The organism is Brevibacillus sp. FW306-2-1A-C05A (assembly GCF_058781555.1).
Map to the genome: position 1 here is coordinate 32,943 of NZ_JBYSWV010000024.1, position 16,979 is coordinate 49,921.

14 protein-coding genes are annotated in these 16,979 nt (G+C 56.2%); 13 read left to right on the forward strand and 1 reads right to left on the reverse strand.

Features of this window, described 5'->3' with window-relative positions; translation table 11 throughout:
* Positions 1 to 23 precede the first annotated feature (23 nt).
* The 13 genes from kdpC (at position 24) to yunB (ending at position 16,464) form a co-directional block, all read left to right on the forward strand.
* Positions 24 to 584 (forward strand): potassium-transporting ATPase subunit KdpC, encoded by a 561-nt coding sequence (gene kdpC, locus AC3WJN_RS15295; protein WP_007782580.1) that lies wholly within the window; start codon positions 24 to 26, stop codon positions 582 to 584.
* 15 nt (positions 585 to 599) lie between these two features.
* Complete coding sequence (locus AC3WJN_RS15300) at positions 600 to 2,927, forward strand: histidine kinase (protein ID WP_007782583.1); 2,328 nt, start codon at positions 600 to 602, stop codon at positions 2,925 to 2,927.
* A gap of 12 nt (positions 2,928 to 2,939) precedes the next feature.
* A complete protein-coding gene (locus AC3WJN_RS15305) occupies positions 2,940 to 3,719 on the forward strand; it encodes a hypothetical protein (protein WP_007782586.1) in 780 nt (259 codons plus the stop codon).
* On the forward strand, positions 3,709 to 4,623 hold the full coding sequence (locus tag AC3WJN_RS15310; protein WP_007782587.1) for an arginase family protein: 915 nt from the start codon (positions 3,709 to 3,711) through the stop codon (positions 4,621 to 4,623). The genes AC3WJN_RS15305 and AC3WJN_RS15310 overlap by 11 nt, the downstream gene beginning before the upstream one ends.
* Positions 4,624 to 4,658: 35 nt before the next feature.
* Entirely contained in the window at positions 4,659 to 5,618 is a 960-nt protein-coding gene (locus tag AC3WJN_RS15315; RefSeq protein ID WP_005832237.1) for a sporulation protein, read from the forward strand.
* A gap of 238 nt (positions 5,619 to 5,856) precedes the next feature.
* A complete protein-coding gene (locus tag AC3WJN_RS15320; RefSeq protein ID WP_007782591.1) occupies positions 5,857 to 6,597 on the forward strand; it encodes an MntP/YtaF family protein in 741 nt (246 codons plus the stop codon).
* Between the two features lie 428 nt (positions 6,598 to 7,025).
* Positions 7,026 to 8,630 (forward strand): methyl-accepting chemotaxis protein, encoded by a 1,605-nt coding sequence (locus AC3WJN_RS15325; protein WP_007782594.1) that lies wholly within the window; start codon positions 7,026 to 7,028, stop codon positions 8,628 to 8,630.
* A gap of 238 nt (positions 8,631 to 8,868) precedes the next feature.
* Complete coding sequence (locus AC3WJN_RS15330; protein WP_007782597.1) at positions 8,869 to 9,621, forward strand: DeoR/GlpR family DNA-binding transcription regulator; 753 nt, start codon at positions 8,869 to 8,871, stop codon at positions 9,619 to 9,621.
* On the forward strand, positions 9,618 to 10,532 hold the full coding sequence (gene pfkB, locus AC3WJN_RS15335; RefSeq protein ID WP_005835575.1) for a 1-phosphofructokinase: 915 nt from the start codon (positions 9,618 to 9,620) through the stop codon (positions 10,530 to 10,532). Before AC3WJN_RS15330 ends, pfkB begins: the two co-directional genes overlap by 4 nt.
* A 13-nt stretch (positions 10,533 to 10,545) precedes the next feature.
* A complete protein-coding gene (locus AC3WJN_RS15340) occupies positions 10,546 to 12,462 on the forward strand; it encodes a PTS fructose transporter subunit IIABC (protein ID WP_005835577.1) in 1,917 nt (638 codons plus the stop codon).
* 16 nt (positions 12,463 to 12,478) lie between these two features.
* Positions 12,479 to 12,739 (forward strand): HPr family phosphocarrier protein, encoded by a 261-nt coding sequence (locus tag AC3WJN_RS15345; RefSeq protein WP_005835578.1) that lies wholly within the window; start codon positions 12,479 to 12,481, stop codon positions 12,737 to 12,739.
* A 172-nt stretch (positions 12,740 to 12,911) separates the two neighbouring features.
* Positions 12,912 to 15,716 (forward strand): calcium-translocating P-type ATPase, SERCA-type, encoded by a 2,805-nt coding sequence (locus AC3WJN_RS15350; RefSeq protein WP_007782603.1) that lies wholly within the window; start codon positions 12,912 to 12,914, stop codon positions 15,714 to 15,716.
* Between the two features lie 46 nt (positions 15,717 to 15,762).
* Positions 15,763 to 16,464: a sporulation protein YunB gene (yunB, locus tag AC3WJN_RS15355; protein WP_327920135.1), complete on the forward strand. Its 702-nt coding sequence runs from the start codon at positions 15,763 to 15,765 to the stop codon at positions 16,462 to 16,464.
* A 98-nt stretch (positions 16,465 to 16,562) separates the two neighbouring features.
* Here yunB and AC3WJN_RS15360 read toward each other — a convergent pair whose 3' ends face one another.
* On the reverse strand, positions 16,563 to 16,895 hold the full coding sequence (locus tag AC3WJN_RS15360) for a hypothetical protein (RefSeq protein ID WP_327920133.1): 333 nt from the start codon (positions 16,893 to 16,895) through the stop codon (positions 16,563 to 16,565).
* Positions 16,896 to 16,979: the final 84 nt, after the last annotated feature.

Here is a 16,979-nt window from a genome sequence, read left to right on the forward strand (position 1 = left end):
AAAGAAAGCAAAGGTGAATCTGTATGGTCTGGAAAAATCTCCGCTTGTCTCTCGTTTTACTCTTTGTTTGCGGTCTGGCCTACCCGCTGGCGATGACGGGAATCGCTCAGGTCTTCATGCCAGCCAAGGCGAGCGGCAGCCTGATTGCCGATGCGAACGGAAGCGTGATCGGCTCCGAGCTGATCGGGCAAACTTTCACCGATCCGAAATACTTCTGGGGCCGCATTTCTTCCATCGACAACAATGCGGCAGGCTCCGGCTCGAACAACTATGCGCCGTCCCATCCAGCCTTGATCGAGCGCGTGCAAAAAGACATCGCCGCTTTTCTGGCAGCCAATCCCGGCGTCAGGCAGGAAGACATTCCAGTCGACCTGCTGACTAACTCCGGTTCCGGTCTGGATCCGCATATCTCGCCGCAGGCGGCTGCCATTCAGGTGCAGCGCGTCGCGAAAGCGCGCCAACTCGACCCGGCGAAGGTGCAGGTGTTGGTTGCGGAGCATACGGAGGGAAGAAGCATGGGCGTGTTCGGAGAGCCGCGGGTGAACGTGCTGAAGCTGAATATCGCTTTGGACCAGTTGAAATAGCAGGAGGGCTGCCAGATGGTCGAGCAGTTTCGCCGAAAGTCCCCGGAGGAAATTTTGCAGTCCATCTCCAACATGCACCGGGGCAGGCTCAAAATCATTTTGGGGGCCGTGAGCGGTTCGGGCAAGACGTACCATTTGCTGATGGAAGGGCAGAGCCTGCGGAAAAAAGGGATTGATGTCGTGATCGCCGCTACCGGAGGGGATGCCTCGCCCAAGCTCGCCCAGATGCGGGAAGGGCTGGAGCAAATCCCTTCTCACGTCTGGCTTTTGCAAGGGGAGACGCGGCACGATCTCGATGTGCCGCGTATTTTGGAGCGCGATCCCGAGGTCGTGCTGGTCGACGGGCTGGCCCACCGCAATCGTCCCGATGCGTCCCGTCCGACGCGCCTCGATGACGTCCGCTATTTGCTCGACCATCAGATCAGCGTGATGGCGACCGTCAATATTTACGAGCTGGCGGGCATGAAGGAGCTGGCGGAGCGGTTGACCCGGACGCAGGTGCAGATCGACCAATGTGTACCGGAAGACACGCTGTCGCTCGCAGATGAGGTGAAGCTGTTGGACGTGACCCCGGAAGCGATTCTGAAACGGCTTCAGGAGGACGGAGCGGCCACCCGCAGCAACCATCCGCTGTTTCGCAGGGACAATCTGCACGTGCTGCGGGAGCTGGCTTTGCGCTTCGTCGCCACAGGCGTGAATGAAGATTTGGAGGACTACCGCGAGAAGCACGGCATGGTGGGCGCTTCTGGGGCGACGGAGCGAATCCTCGTCTCGGCCCAGTATCATTGGAACGGCTCGATTCTGGTCCGGCGCGGACAACAGGTTGCCAAACGACTCGGCGGAGAACTTTTGGTCGTCTGTTTTCGCCCGTTGCATAAAAAGCTGACCAAGGAGGAAGCGACTTTTCGCAGAGCGATCGTCAAGCTCGTCGATAAAGTGGGCGGGACGTTTGCGGAAGCGCCGTTGCGGCGGGAAAAGGACGTGGCGAGCGAGCTGGTCGCCTACGCGATGGCCCGCAATGTGACCCGCATCGTCATGGGGCAGTCCAAGCGAACGCGCTGGGAAGAAATCTGGCGCGGCTCGATTGTCCATAAAATTCTCAGGCAGACCAAAAACATTGATATTTTGATCGTGGCCGACCGCTCGGAGCGCAACGGGGAGCGGGTTTTGCCAGCCAGGCGAAAAGCTGCGGAAGCCGCCAACCCGTACCGCCGTCTGTCGCAGGCAGAGCTGGAGCAACAGATCGGAAAAATCAGGCGCGGCACTTTGAAGGTGTACGTCGGAGCAGCTCCTGGCGTCGGCAAGACGTACACGATGCTGCGCGAAGGAAACGAGTTGGCCAAAAGCGGCATTGATGTGGTGATCGGGCTGTTGGAAACCCACGGGCGAAAAGAAACCAGCGAGCAGATCGGCGCCCTTCCCCTGATTCCGCGCAAACGCATCCCCTACAAAAACGTGACGCTGGAAGAGATGGACACGGACGAGATTATCCGGCGCAATCCGGAGGTCGTGCTGGTGGATGAGCTGGCTCATACCAACGCACCAGGCAGCGAGCGCGAAAAAAGGTACCAGGATGTAGAAACACTTCTTGCGGCAGGCATCTCGGTGATTGCCACGATGAACATTCAACACCTGGAGAGCTTGAATGACAGCGTGGAGCAAATCACGGGCATCCGCGTGCGGGAGACGGTTCCCGACCATATTTTGCATCAGGCGGACGAAGTAGAGCTGATCGACATTTCCCCCAAGGCGCTGCGGCAGCGGATGCGCGAGGGCAACATTTACGCGCGGGAAAAGGTGGAGCAGGCGCTGGCGAATTTTTTTCGGACGGGAAACCTGATTGCCTTGCGGGAGCTGGCCTTGCGCGAGGTGGCGGACGATGTCGACGAACGGCTCGAAGCGTGGGAGCGGCGAACGCTGCGCGGTCCCTGGCGGCAACGGGAAGTCATTTTTGTCTGCGTCAATCTGCGGGCGGACAGCGAGCGGTTGATTCGCCGAGGCTTCCGTATCGCCTATCGGCTGAAGGCTGTCTGGCATGTGGCGTATGTCCAGGATCACGAGCCGCTGACGGAAGAGGAAGCGGGGCAACTGGCCAAGCTGCGCGGCCTGACCGAGCGGCTGGGAGGACGCTTCGAGCAATACAAGGCAGCGGGGCGGCGCAAAGTTTTTACCCAGCTCATCTTCCACATGAACGAAAAAGGCACGACACAGGTCATCATCGGGCAATCGGCGCGGACGAGGTGGAAGGAAATCTGCGAAGGCTCGGTCGTTCAGCGGTTGCTGCGGGAGGCGCGGCACATGGATGTGTTGGTCGTAGCCGATCAGGCATCTGACAAGAGCTAGAGGAGGGGTAGCATGGGCACAGAAAAAGCAGGACGCTGGGCGAAAAGGCTCCGGGACGCCTACAGCCGTTTGGAGTGCCTGACCGAAGCGTGCGCCCGGCAGGGGCAGGAGGACGAGCGCCAGAGGAGGGCAGAAGCCTTGCTGTTTTTGACGCTTGTGCGGATTTATGTGGAGGAAGAGGAAATTCGTGTTCGGCAAAAGCTCAAGCGCAAGTCGTCCCAACGCATCTCGCGGGTCATGCATGAGCGGGTCGGGGAGTTTTTGGCGGGGCGACTTGCCGGATTGTCTTTTCAGGTGATGGACGGTCTGCTGTTTCTTTGGAGCGAGGACCAGTTGGTCGCGGCGCTCAAGTGCATTCCCGATCTGGGCAGCTACGACACTCCTTCCTGGAACGCTACCCTGGCCCGTTTTGCCAAGCAGTATCAGAAGCGTTACAAGCTTTCGCCCGACAAGCTGCTGTTTGTGGTCTGCTCGCTCGCCAAAAGCCTGGATGCCGCGCACGCCAAGGAATTGACCGGAATCGAAGTCCGCTGCGGGACGGCGCTGACCGCTCCGCGCTATCAGAAGGCGCTGCAAACGTATGTCAGCAAATGCGTGGCAGCGATGGACGCGATTCCGGCTCCGTTTCAGCAAGTGTATTTTTTGAGTCCGGGCGTCCATCCGAATGCGTTTGCCTGCCACCTGCTGCGAGGCGAGCGCGCCCTCATGCCGGACGGCTGGCTTGCGCCTTCCGTCAGCGAGCTTGTGCAATATATTCAGTCCAGGCTGTGCTATACTGGTGATGATTCCTAGTTCACAAGCAATGGAGGGACTGTCTATTAACGTAAAAGTGGCTGGTATTCCGCATTTCACGGGAGCGTACGTCTCCGGCACGGAGCTTTCCCCGGATGCGCTACGCAAAGCAGGACTCATCGGGCAATTGCAGCAAGCAGGTCTTGGCGTCGAGGACATCGGGAATGTGCGGCTCCCTGATTACTTGCCCCGTCACAATATTCCGCCAGTTCGCAACTGGCCAGCTCCGCGCATGCTGTGGGACTTGCTGGGCAAAGAGGCGCAGAACTGGTTTGCGTCTGACGAGTTTGTGCTGATGCTGGGCGGAGACTGCGGCCTGATTGTGGGCACGGCTTTGGCTCACCAGGCGCGACATAAAGAAAAGGCGTTTTTGCTGGTCATCGACGGCCATCTCGACGCCGTAGTTCCCTCGGCTTCGCGGTGCATTGGCGCGGCAGGGATGGGCTTGTGGTTTTTGCTCCAGGATCAGGGACAGTGGATCGAGCGCAGCGGCTGGGAGGCAGAGCGAATCCGGCTCGTGGGCTGTCAGCAGCAGCCTGCCGAAGCATACGGGATCGACGTGACGACGTTGGAGCAACTGCAAAAGGACGGCGTGGTTGGTTCCATCGCCCGCATCTTGCAGGCGATTCCGTCCGATGCCCGGATTCTCGTTCATTTTGATGTGGATGTCATGCACAAGGAAGCGATGGCAGCCGCCTATGCGCCAAGCGAGACGGGGCTGTCTTTGCAGGAAGCGGAAGCCTTGCTCGCCGCAGCGCTCGGTGACGAGCGTGTCGTCGCCATGGAAGTGACGGAGTTTTCCGCGCTGCGGGATACGACCGGGGAGCAGGCCGCCAGACTGGTGCAATTGCTCGCTCGCGCATTAGCCACTCGCGTTAAAGGCTCTTTTTCTGCTACACTATAAATATAAGTAATTGCTTATATATGGAGGAGAAGCCGATGTTCAAAAAGCTGATGGCAAAATTCGGTGTAGGAGCGGCAACGGTTGATCTCAAGCTGGACGCCCCTGGCTACCGACTGGGAGAGACGATGACCGGTGTCGTGCGAATCGAGGGCGGCAACGTGGAGCAGCGCATTTCCGAGCTGAGCGCAGTCCTGCTGATGAGAGTGAATTTGCGCGGGCAGGAAGTGACCAAGCAGGTGCAGGTGTACCCGATCAGCCGCAACTTTACGGTACAGCCAAAGCCGTTCGTGCAGGAGATTCCGTTTTCGTTTGAGATGCCGCATGGACTGGCTGTGTCGACGCCAGCGATCCAGTACGCGCTGCAAACCAAGCTCGATGTGGAAATGGCCCTCGACCCGACCGATTTTGACCGCGTCGAGATTTTGCCGCCCGAGCCAGTGGAGCGCGTACTCTGTGCGTTTGACCGCCTGAACTTGCGCCAAAAGCCAGACTCCGGCAAGCTGACGCCGTACGGGCAAGAGTTCTCCTTTTTCCCGGCTGCCAACCTGGGCATTCCGCTCAATGAGCTGGAAGTGGTCTTTTTCACCGCGCCAGACGAGCTGCGCATGCTGGTAGAGCTGGACCTGGCTACAGGCTTTTTGCGCCGCGAGAAGGAGTACAAGGCCGAAATCGTGGTTCCGCAGCAATTGCTCGCAGACGGACAAGAGGAAGAGCTGTCCCGTTATCTGATCGAAAAAATTCGCGAATACGCGAACAATCCGCAAGCGATTCCGTACGTGTCGCTCGCTTCCTACCAACAGGGGCATTACGGACACGGCCACCACGGACATCGCGGCAGCGGCATGGGCGGCATGATCGGGGGCATGGCAGCCGGGTTCCTCGGCGGCATGCTGCTTAGCGAGCTGATGTCGCCGGATGAGGAAATGGCCTCAGAGGATGGCGGCGAGGGCGAAGAGATGGATTTTGACTTTGGCGGATTTGACGAGGAACTGTAAAAGGCATTTCGCATACACATACAGGAAAGAAAGCCATTGCTTGCTGGATGACGGCAGGCGATGGCTTTTGTTTGTGTAGGAATGCAGCGAAAACGGGCGTGATCTCATCGGCACGCCCACTCACGGACTTTTCGTGGAGCGCCGAGCGCTTCGGTGATGAGCCGATCCCTTGTTTGTTTGCACATGAAAAGCCCTTCTCGCGTATATCTAATAGGCAATGGGAAAGAGGTGACCACATATGAGCGGATGGCTCGCACTCCTGCTCGTTTCCCTGGCCATCAGCATGGACAGTGTCAGCGTAGGATTGACGTATGGTTTGCGCAACATGAAAATGCCGTTTTTGTCGCTGGTCGTCGTATCGGGATGTTCTTTTGCCGTTGTGTATGGTGTCATGCTCGTAGGTGCTTCGTTGACGGATTGGCTGACGCCTGAGATTGGCAAGCATATCGGCGCAGCCGTCTTGATTTTGATGGGCTTGTTTACTCTCTGGCGGCTTTTTTCTTCGCGTCAGGGCAGGGAAAAGGAGCCGGATTTGCTGCCCGCACAGTCCGGTATGCCGGCGGGTCAAGCAGGCGCGCTGACTCCCGCGAATGGCGAGGCGGCAGTGTCAGCCAGAGAAACGCAGGTAGAGCTGGATCGCACAGTATTAACGCAATTTCGCATTTTCGGTGTCATGATTCAAATTTTGAAAGACCCCTCCAAAGCCGATGCGGACCGTTCGGGTCATATCATGGGCTGGGAGGCGGTTATGCTGGGGCTGGCGCTCTCTTTGGACGCTTTTGGCGCGGGAATCAGCCTCACATTTTTGGGCTACTCGCCACTCGTCGTCGCGTTGTGCATCGCGATAATGAGCGCGCTGCTGCTTGCGGTCGGGCTGGCGATCGGACGGCGTGCGGGAAAAACGAGGTGGCTTGCCCGCCTGACCTGGCTGCCGCCGATTCTGCTCATTTGCATCGGGTTGGCCAAAAGTTTGAAATAACTTCCATTCAAAAATTCGGACCCGTCCTGGAAAAAGGACGGGTTGTTTTATTCGTTCTCTAACGAAAACCCCCAGTGTGAGAAGTGGATGGAGGAGATGTAGGTGGATACACAGCCAATTCGAAAATGGTACACGCTGGCAGCGGCCGACGTGACCGAAGCCCTTCATAGCGATGCGGCTTTTGACCGCCAATCGGCTGGAGGTAGAAGAGTCGGCGCTGAAGGGGGAGTCTGTTCCTCGGCAAAAACGTCAAAAAATTGGACACGGCCCAAGCCTCGACGGTTCTGTTGGGCGATCAGAAAAACCTCGCCTTCATGGGCACGATGGCATTTTTTGCGGGCAAATGCAAAGCGGTAGACAGGAGAGCGATCGTACTTGGGGAAATATAACAATACGGTATTATTCTGCTTAATGGGGTGGGGGTTTTTGTGAAAGCGAGTCAAAAGCTGAAGCAAAGGTCATTGCGAAAGGTGCAGCAAGCCGCAAAAGAAATCGAAGCGCTCTTGCAGGAAGGAACGGTCCAGGACGATAGCGCGAAAATCAGACAAAGGCTGGATGACATGCTGGAAGGAGACGAATATTTTGTTCTCGTCACGCGGGAGGGACTCGGGATCATTCACACTAACCGGTTGCGGGAAGGCACGTTGTTCAACGATGAAGTCGGTTTACGTGCCGCACGAACCAATGAACCGTTGGCACAAATGTACCCCCGCAACACCGGTGAGCTTTTGCTGGACACATCAGTACCTGTTCAGGTAAGAGGAGAAAACGCTTACAGTCTGCGCTTAGGCGTGGTCGTACCCGCTTTGTCCTACGGCTGGAAGCTGGTGGCGGCCTTCGTCATGCCCGTTTGTTTCGCAACAGTTGGTCTGTGGCTGGCTCAGTCGCCCTGGACAAAAGGAGCGGTTGCAGCGATAGCTCTCATGCTCGCCGCTTGTATCGGGCTGTTGACCCATCGCAATTTCCGTCACAACTGGCGCGATTGGATGAGGGTCACGAAAGCCATTTCTTCAGGAAAGCTGAAAGCGAGAGTGCAGACTGCACGGCGCGACGAATGGGGGCAAATGTCGTTTGAAATCAACAAAATGTTAATTGGCATTCATGGCATATTGACTGAGTTGCGGCAGACGTCGCATGCGACCAAAGAGATCAGTACAAAGCAGGAAGCGATGGTTCAGGAGCTGCTAAGCGCTTCCGAGCAGCTTTCTGCCGGTCTGCAGCAGGTGCACGGCGGAGCGGTGGAGCAGGCGAGTCTGGTTGAAGATACAGAGGCGGTATTAAAAAAGATTACGGCACTGATTCGCAAAGCCGGGAGCGAATTGAAAGAGACCAGTACGCTGACCCAGGAAGCGGAGCTGGCCGCCCGGGAGGGGATTGCGAAAACCAGCCACTTGCACATGCAAATGCAGCGCATCGAGCAGGCGAGCCATACGACAGAGACCTCCATGTATGAGCTTAAGCGCCAGGCTGCCGGGATTGAGCAAATGATTCGCGACATCCGGGAAATCGCCGAACAGACAAACATGCTGGCGCTGAATGCAGCGATCGAAGCTGCGCGAGCGGGTGCGGAAGGACGGGGATTTGCAGTCGTCGCGGATGAGGTGCGCAAGCTGGCGAACCGGGCAGACGAAGCTGCTTCCCACATTATGGACGTCGCCGGTGCGATTATTAAGAAGTCCCAACAGACCGTGCAAGTCGTCCAGGAAGAACGCCAGGAGGTGCAAAGCGGACTCGCGCTCGTGCAGGAGCTGCAAACAATCGTGCACGTCCTGTCCGAAAAATCAGCCCTCTCTGCGACTCATACGGCGCGCAATGCGGAAGTCATGGGCGAAGTGCTGCGCGATGTCGACGCGGCCGAACAAAATATCGACAAGGTCATGTACATCTCGCAAAGCTTTTCTGTATCAGCGAAGGAAGCGGCAGCAGCCGGCGAGGCCCAGCTAAACGCAACCGAGCAGGTATCCGACCAAGCCAGACGACTCCACGAGACATCTGTGAAGATTCACCAGATTGCCGAGCGGTTCGAGCTGTAAGCGGGCCGTACAACACAAGTATCATACGGGATTACAAAGGAAGCCGCGATCAACCATGGTGGAGCATGTTGGTCGTGGTTTTTTTGCTGACATATTTGAATCAAACGGCTGTTTGGCGGAGGCGTGAACACTTTCCGTCAGCATTACTGATTGATTATGAGCATTTGTGATTGTTTTTGATTGAATGTGCATGTATAATCAAAATCAATCAGATGGCACTGCCAGAAGGGAGGGTACGATGCTAACTCCGGAACGTCATCAGTTGATTATTGCGCTCGTAAAAGAAAAAGACTTCGTGCGAATCCATGAACTTGTCGAGGCTACAGGAGCGTCCGAGTCGACGATTCGGCGGGATTTGAGCGAATTGGAAGAACAGCGCTTGCTCAAGCGCGTCCACGGTGGAGCATCTGTGCTGCAGAGCAAAATCGAGGAGCCGACGATTCTGGAAAAGTCGGTCAAACGCGAGCGGGAAAAGACGGCGATCGCCAAATACGCTGCCAGCCTGGTACAAGACCGCGATTCGATTTTTATCGATGCGGGCACCACGACTTATCAGATGCTCCCGTACTTGCCCGAGAACATCATGGTCGTGACGAATGGGGTGGATATAGCCCTCCATCTGATTAACCGCCACATCCGAACGATTCTTCTGGGAGGTGAATTGAAAGCGGCTACATTGTCGCTCGTCGGGCGAGACGCGATCAAGTCGCTCAGCCAATATCGCTTTGATAAATGTTTTCTCGGCATGAATGGGATCGACCAAAGCCACGGTCTGACTACACCGGATCCCGATGAAGCGTACGTCAAGCAGTTGGCGCTGCAGTTTTCGGATGAACGCTTTGTCTTGTGCGACTCCGACAAGTTTTCGCGCGTCACGTTTGCCAAAGTGGGCGACCTGCACGGAATTACGCTCATCACGGATAGCGGTATCAGCCAAGAGGAACAACAAGTATACAGCAGAATAACAACTCTTAAAGTGGTGAAAGCATGATTTACACAGTAACCCTGAATCCGTCGATTGACTACCACATCTGGCTGTCTGCCCTGTCGCAAGGAGCGATTCACGAGGCGAAAAAAGAGTGGAAGGTTGCAGGCGGAAAAGGGATCAATGTCTCCAAAGTTCTCCGCGCCCTCGGTGAAGACAGTACGGCTCTGGGGTTTGTCGGAGGGTTTACGGGAGTATTTATACAGCAGCAGATCGAGCAAGCCGGCATTGCTCATCAGTTTATCCAGATTAATCACGATTCGCGGATCAACGTAAAAATAAAGGCTGAGAACGAGACGGATATTAGCGGGGTCTCTCCCCCCGTTCCTGAAGAAGCGCTTGAGCGCCTTTTTGAGCAGATCGACCGTTTGCAAAGCGGCGATTACCTCGTCCTCGCCGGAAGCGTCCCCAAGAGCTTGCCCTCCGATATGTACCAGATGATTATGCAGCGGCTGCGCGGCAAGGGAGTCCGCATTTTCCTTGACGCCAAAGGGCAGGCCTTGAAAAACGGTTTGCCGGAAGAACCGTTCCTCATCAAACCGAATCACCATGAACTGGGCGAATTGTACGGCGTGACGATTGCGACTCCTGCCGAAGCGATCGAGTGGGGACGAAAAGCGCTCCAGATGGGCGCGCAAAACGTCATCGTCTCGATGGCCGGACAAGGAGCGGTCTTTGTCAACCGGAATGAGTCCTATCTTGCCCAGATTCCACAGCGCAAACCGGTCAATTCGATCGGCGCCGGAGATTCGATGGTAGCAGGATTTCTCTACGGTCTGACACGCGGGATGGATACCGAAGCGGCGTTTCGTTTTGCCGTAGCGGCCGGGAGTACGACCGCCCTGTCGGAAGGTTTTTGCACGCGTGAAAAAATAGAAGCATTCATTCAGGACGTTACGATTACCTTCATTTCGTGATGGGGGGTTACCCATGAACAATAAGATTCGCATTGGTGATTTGCTGAATTCAGACACGATTGTCGTTCATTTGTCGGCGACCACAAAAGAAGCTGTGCTGGATGAGTTGATCGAGCAACTCGACAAAGCGGGACGACTGAACGACAAGGATGGCATGAAGCAGGCCATTCTCGCCCGCGAGGCTCAAGGCTCTACGGGAATTGGCGAGGGAATAGCCATCCCGCATGCCAAGACAGCCGCGGTCAAGACACCTGCCATCGCCTACGGTTTTTCCAAAGCGGGCGTGGAATTTGATTCCCTGGATCAACAAAAAGCGCATCTCTTCTTTATGATCGCCGCAACCGAAGACGCCAACCAGGCTCATCTGGCGACGCTTGCACTGCTCTCCCAGATGCTCATGGACGAGTCGTTTCGCCAGGAGCTGATGAAAGCAGAGACGAAGGAACGGGTGCTTGAGATTATCACGAACAAGGAAAAGGAACTTGAGAGCGAAGATGAAAGCGTTACAGAAGACGTGGCAGCCGATCAGCAGCACGTGTCCGCCAAAGTGGTCGCAGTAACGGCTTGCCCGACCGGCATCGCCCACACCTACATGGCTGCCGATGCACTGAAGAAAAAGGCGGCGGAGCTAGGGATCTCGCTCAAGGTGGAGACGAACGGTTCCGGAGGAGTAAAAAACAAGCTAACGTCGAGCGATATTGAAGAAGCCGCTGCTGTCATCGTGGCCGCTGACCGGCAGGTGGAGATGGAGCGTTTCGTCGGAAAGGTTCTCATCGAAGTACCGGTAGCCGAAGGAATCCGCAATGCCGAAGACCTGCTGCAGCGCGCCGTCAATCAGAGGGGCAGCGTCTACCGCGGGAGCGCGACCAATTATCAGGAAAAGATTCAGGAAGGCAAGGACGCGAAAAAGTCCAAGCAGCCAGCCTTTTATCGTCACTTGATGAATGGCGTGTCCAATATGCTTCCGTTTGTCGTGGGCGGCGGGATTATCATCGCGATCAGCTTTTTGTTCGGGATTAACGCGTCTGACCCGAACGATCCGTCCTTCCATCCGCTGGCCAAAGTATTGATGGACATCGGCGGAAAAACGGCATTTCAACTGATGATTCCGGTACTGGCCGGGTTTATCGCTTCCAGCATCGCCGATCGGCCAGGCTTTGCGCCCGGTATGGTGGGCGGATTGCTGGCAACTACATCGGGCTCCGGCTTTCTCGGAGGAATCATTGCCGGCTTTTTGGCCGGGTATATTGTGCTTGGGCTGAAAAAGCTGTTTGTTGGACTGCCGCAATCGCTGGAAGGGATCAAGCCGATGCTATTGTACCCGCTGCTGGGTACTTTGATTACCGGCTTTATCATGGTCTACATCGTCTCCGATCCCGTCGCGGCAGCCAACACGGCGCTTGGCAACTTGCTGAAAAACATGGGTACGGGAAATGCTGTTATCCTTGGTGTCATTTTGGGCGCGATGATGGCCTTTGACATGGGGGGCCCCGTCAACAAAGCGGCTTTTACGTTCGGGATTGCGATGATTGCCGAGGGGAATTACGCCCCGCATGCAGCGATTATGGCTGCCGGCATGACTCCACCGCTCGGCATTGCCTTGGCCACTACCCTGTTCAAAAAGAAATTTACGGCCGAAGAGCGGCACGCGGGAAAAACCGCTTACGTCCTGGGCGCTTCCTTCATCACGGAAGGGGCGATCCCGTTTGCGGCGGCTGACCCTACCCGCATCATTCCTTCCATTATGGCCGGTTCTGCCGTTGCCGGCGGATTGTCCATGCTGTTCGGGTGCACATTGCCGGCTCCGCATGGCGGTTTGTTCGTACTGCCGGTTGTCGGTAACTGGCCGCTGTACCTCGTTTCGATTGTTGCGGGGGTCATTGTTACGGCCCTGATGATAAAAGTACTGAAAAAAGACATGGCAGAGTAAAAAGGAGTTGGGCATCATGTTGACCAAAACATTCACCATTCAAAATCCAAGCGGCATCCACGCCCGTCCGGCCAGATTGTTTGTGGAGAAAGCGACCTCCTTTCCGTGCGAAGTGAACGTCGTCAAAGGCAGCAAGAAAATCAACGGCAAGAGCATCATGGGCTTGATGACGCTGGGAGCAGCCAAGGGAGATCAAATCACGCTGGAAATCTCCGGAGAACAAGTAGAGGAAGCGATGGAGGAACTGGGCAAGCTGCTTGAGTCGGTTCACGAGTAACAGACAGGAAGCCGCCTTCGGGGAACGACAGGGAAAAGCTCGCGTTACCATTCAATAAAAACGGGGCGTCCAGCAGTCAGTTTACACTGACTTTCTGGACAGCCCCTGTTTTATTTTCTGGCTCGTCTGCATACACATGACAATGAGTGAGAAGTGGATGGAGGAGATGTAGGTGGATACACAGCCAATTCGAAAATGGTACACGCTGGCAGCGGCCGACGTGACCGAAGCCCTTCATAGCGATGCGGCGCAGGGATTGACCCAGCAGGAGGCGGAGCGGAGACTGGTTAAGCAAGGTGCCAACCAGTTGGCTGAGAACAAACGCAAGCCTCTCTACTCGGTCTTTCTTGACCAGTTCAAGGATTTTATGGTGCTCATCCTGTTTATCGCCACGCTGATTTCCTACTTCCTGGGAGAGTATCTGGATGCGATTACGATTATTGCGATCATCATCATTAACGGCATACTCGGGTTCATTCAGGAGGCCAAAGCTGAACAATCCCTGCAAGCGCTAAAAGAGCTGGCATCCCCGATGGCCCGGGTCATTCGCGAGGGGCACATCTCCATGATTCCCGCTTCGCGCCTGGTGCCGGGCGATCTGGTGGTGCTCGAAGCGGGGGACCGGGTTCCGGCAGACATGCGGCTTTTGACCGCCAATCGGCTGGAGGTAGAAGAGTCGGCGCTGACGGGGGAGTCTGTCCCTGTCGGAAAAAACGTCAAAAAACTGGACACGGCCCAGGCCTCGACGGTTCCGCTGGGAGATCAGAAAAACCTCGCCTTCATGGGCACGATGGTGACGGGCGGAACAGGTAGCGGCATCGTCGTGGCGACCGGGATGGAGACGGAAATCGGGAAGATCGCCCACCTGATGAATACAGCGGAAGAAGCGGAGACGCCGCTGCAAGTGCGCCTGGAGCAAATGGGCAAAATTCTCGTGGTCGTCGCTTTGCTGTTGACGATTGTCGTGATCGTCGCCGGGGTTTGGCACGGACATGAGCTGTTCACGATGTTTTTGGCAGGAGTCAGCCTCGCGGTAGCGGCGATCCCGGAAGGCTTGCCAGCGATTGTGACCGTCGCGCTGGCGTTAGGCGTACAGCGGATGATCCGGCGTAATGCGATCGTGCGCAAGCTGCCGTCGGTAGAGACGCTCGGCTGCGCATCGGTCATCTGCTCCGACAAGACAGGCACGCTCACCCAGAACAAAATGACGGTGACCCATGTCTGGCACAGCGATTCCACCTATGAAGTCACCGGAAGCGGCTACGCGCCGGAGGGAGCTTTTCACTACCAAGGAAAAATGGTGTCGCCTGCCCGCGACGGAGCGCTGACGCAAATCATTCGCATCGCGGACCGCTGCAACAATGCGCGCCTGATCTGCGAGGAACAAGGCACGCGCAACTTGCTTGGCATGGGCAAAACCACGCGGCATTGGCAGATCGTCGGCGATCCGACAGAGGGAGCGCTGAAGGTGTTGGCCGCAAAAGCAACGGGCAATGCCGGAGAGCGGGGCAACCCGAAACAGCAGTCGGTGCGCGTCGAAGAGCTGCCTTTTGATTCAGACCGCAAAATGATGTCCGTCGTCGAGAAAGGCGCAGACGGCGTTCACTCCCTGTTGACCAAGGGCGCGGCAGAGGCGGTGCTGGCGCGATCCACGCACATTCTCTGGGGCGGCGAACTGCAGCCGTTGACCGCTTCATTGCGCCATCGGGTGCTGGAGCAGACAGAGCTGATGGCGGGCAAAGCGCTGCGGGTTCTCGGCTTCGCCTACAAAACGCTGCAAGGCTATCGCCCTGGGCAGCCGATCGGCACGATGGAAAACCATCTCGTCTTCGTCGGACTGGCCGGGATGATCGACCCGCCGCGCGAGGAAGTTCGTTCCGCGATCAACCTGTGCCATCAGGCGGGCATCAAGACCATCATGATTACAGGCGACCACAAGGTGACGGCCGAAGCGATCGCCCGCCAGATCGGGCTGATGCGCGGCTACGGCGAAGTGCTGGAGGGCCGGGAGCTGGACGGGATGTCGGATGAGACTCTCGCCGACCACGCCGAGCGGGTAACCGTGTACGCCCGCGTATCCCCCGAGCATAAGCTGCGGATTGTGCGCGCCCTGCAAAGCAAAGGGCACGTAGTCGCCATGACAGGCGACGGCGTCAATGACGCCCCGGCAATCAAAACGTCGGACATCGGCATCGCCATGGGGATCACCGGGACAGACGTGACGAAGGAAGCGGCCGATCTGGTTTTGCGCGACGACAACTTCGCCACGATTGTCGCCGCCGTCGAGGAAGGGCGCAACATATACGACAACATCCGCAAATTTATCCGCTATTTGCTCGCGTCCAACGTAGGCGAGATTCTCGTCATGTTTTTTGCGATGCTGCTCGGCTTGCCGTTGCCGCTCGTTCCCATTCAGATTTTGTGGGTCAACCTGGTGACAGACGGCTTGCCCGCCATGGCTCTCGGGGTCGATCAGGCTGAGGCCGACACGATGTACCAGCGCCCGCGCAACAAGGCGGAAAACATTTTCGGCAGGGGCTTGGGCTGGAAGATCATCAGCCGCGGCTTCTTGATCGGAGCCATGACGCTGCTCGCTTTCTGGCTGACGCTGCGCGAGAATCCGAACGATCTGGTCCACGCCCAGACCGTCGCCTTCGTGACGTTGGTCATGGCCCAGTTGATTCACGTGTTCGATTGCCGCAGCCAGTACAGCGTGTTTCACCGCAACGTGTTTGAAAACAAATACCTCGTCTGGGCCGTCATTTCGTCCCTGGTGCTGGTGCTCGGAGTCGTGTACATCGACGCTCTCCAGCCGATTTTCAAAACGACCGATTTGTCCATTCGCGACTGGGCGCTGATTCTCGTCACATCCGGTGTCCCGACGTTCGTGGCAGGGATCGGCGGCGTGCTCGCCAGCGGCCGACCACGAGCAGGCAAGCAAAAGCGTTCTTCCATGCGCACAGTACGTCCTGATTGAGAACTGAGTTGGTTTCGTACGGCGAAACGAGGGAGAGGAAGAAATTGTGCGTTTTCGAAAAGGAGGCTGGAAAAGGCGCGGCAGACGCATCTTCGTAACGTTTTTGTTTATTGTCGTATCCCTGGTGATCCTGTTCATCGTTGTGGAAAGAAGGATCGAGCCGACCTTGCTGCTGATCGCCCAAGCCAAAGCCGATCAGGTGGCAAAGCTCGCCATTACGGATGCGGTCACGAAGCGTCTGACGCAGCAAGGCGTGGATTTCAACGAGATTGTGATGATGGAAAAAGACGAGGAAGGGAGCATCAAAGCGGTCAATTTCAACTTCCGCGAATACTCGCGGATCGTGGGGGAGACGACCGCCCGCATTCAAAATCGGCTGAAGGAGTTGGAGCAGGAGAACGTCCAGACGACGATCCCGCTCGGCCTGGCTACCAAAAACGTGTTTCTGGAACATTTCGGCCCGGAAATTCCCGTCTCGTTCGTGCCGATCGGCGCCGTGAAGACCCGCCTGGAGACGGAGATGAAGCAGGCTGGCATCAACATGGTGCTCGTCACCGTCTACATTTACGTCGAGGTCGATTTGCGCGTAGTCATTCCGTTTGCGACCAAGCAGCAGACCGTCACGACGCAGATCCCGATCAGCGAGGCATTGATCGTGGGCAAGGTGCCGAGCTACTTGTACAACAACCCGTCCGGAAAGCCGGACGTACCGATGCCGAAAAATGCGCAGATGATAAACCAGCCATAAAGTGTTGGGGGCGGCAACTTGGCCGCCCTTTTCTATTGTTACTTTTCGGATTCTTTTGTTTGGTCAAACTCAGCTTGTTCAAATGGGGATGCAGTATGTTAGAAGTATATTCGAGGTTCATTTTTGTTAAACGCAGTTGTTCCATTTTCTTTACTGGCCTTGGTCTTTTTATACGTTTTTCGGTTATGCTGGACGTTCCAATAAAACTCTCCATCAAATGCAGTTTCTTTGATGAGTTCTGCTTTCGTATTATTCAGTACTTTTACATGACTGCGTGGATTCTTTCCTTGTTGAACCTCAAACTCTACGGTTTCGTCGACACCAATCGGAGTGAGAATTGCCCGATAGGAGCCGCTAACATTTTGATAGTTGTCGATCGCATTAAGCATTTTTTCTTGAAGGGACTTTGAATCAATGACGGCTGGAACCAATTCCGTTTAACTGCCTAAGTAAACCTCCAATGTAGCTCTTCCTGAAGAAAGGATTGGAAATTTCCATGTATACCAATCACTAGT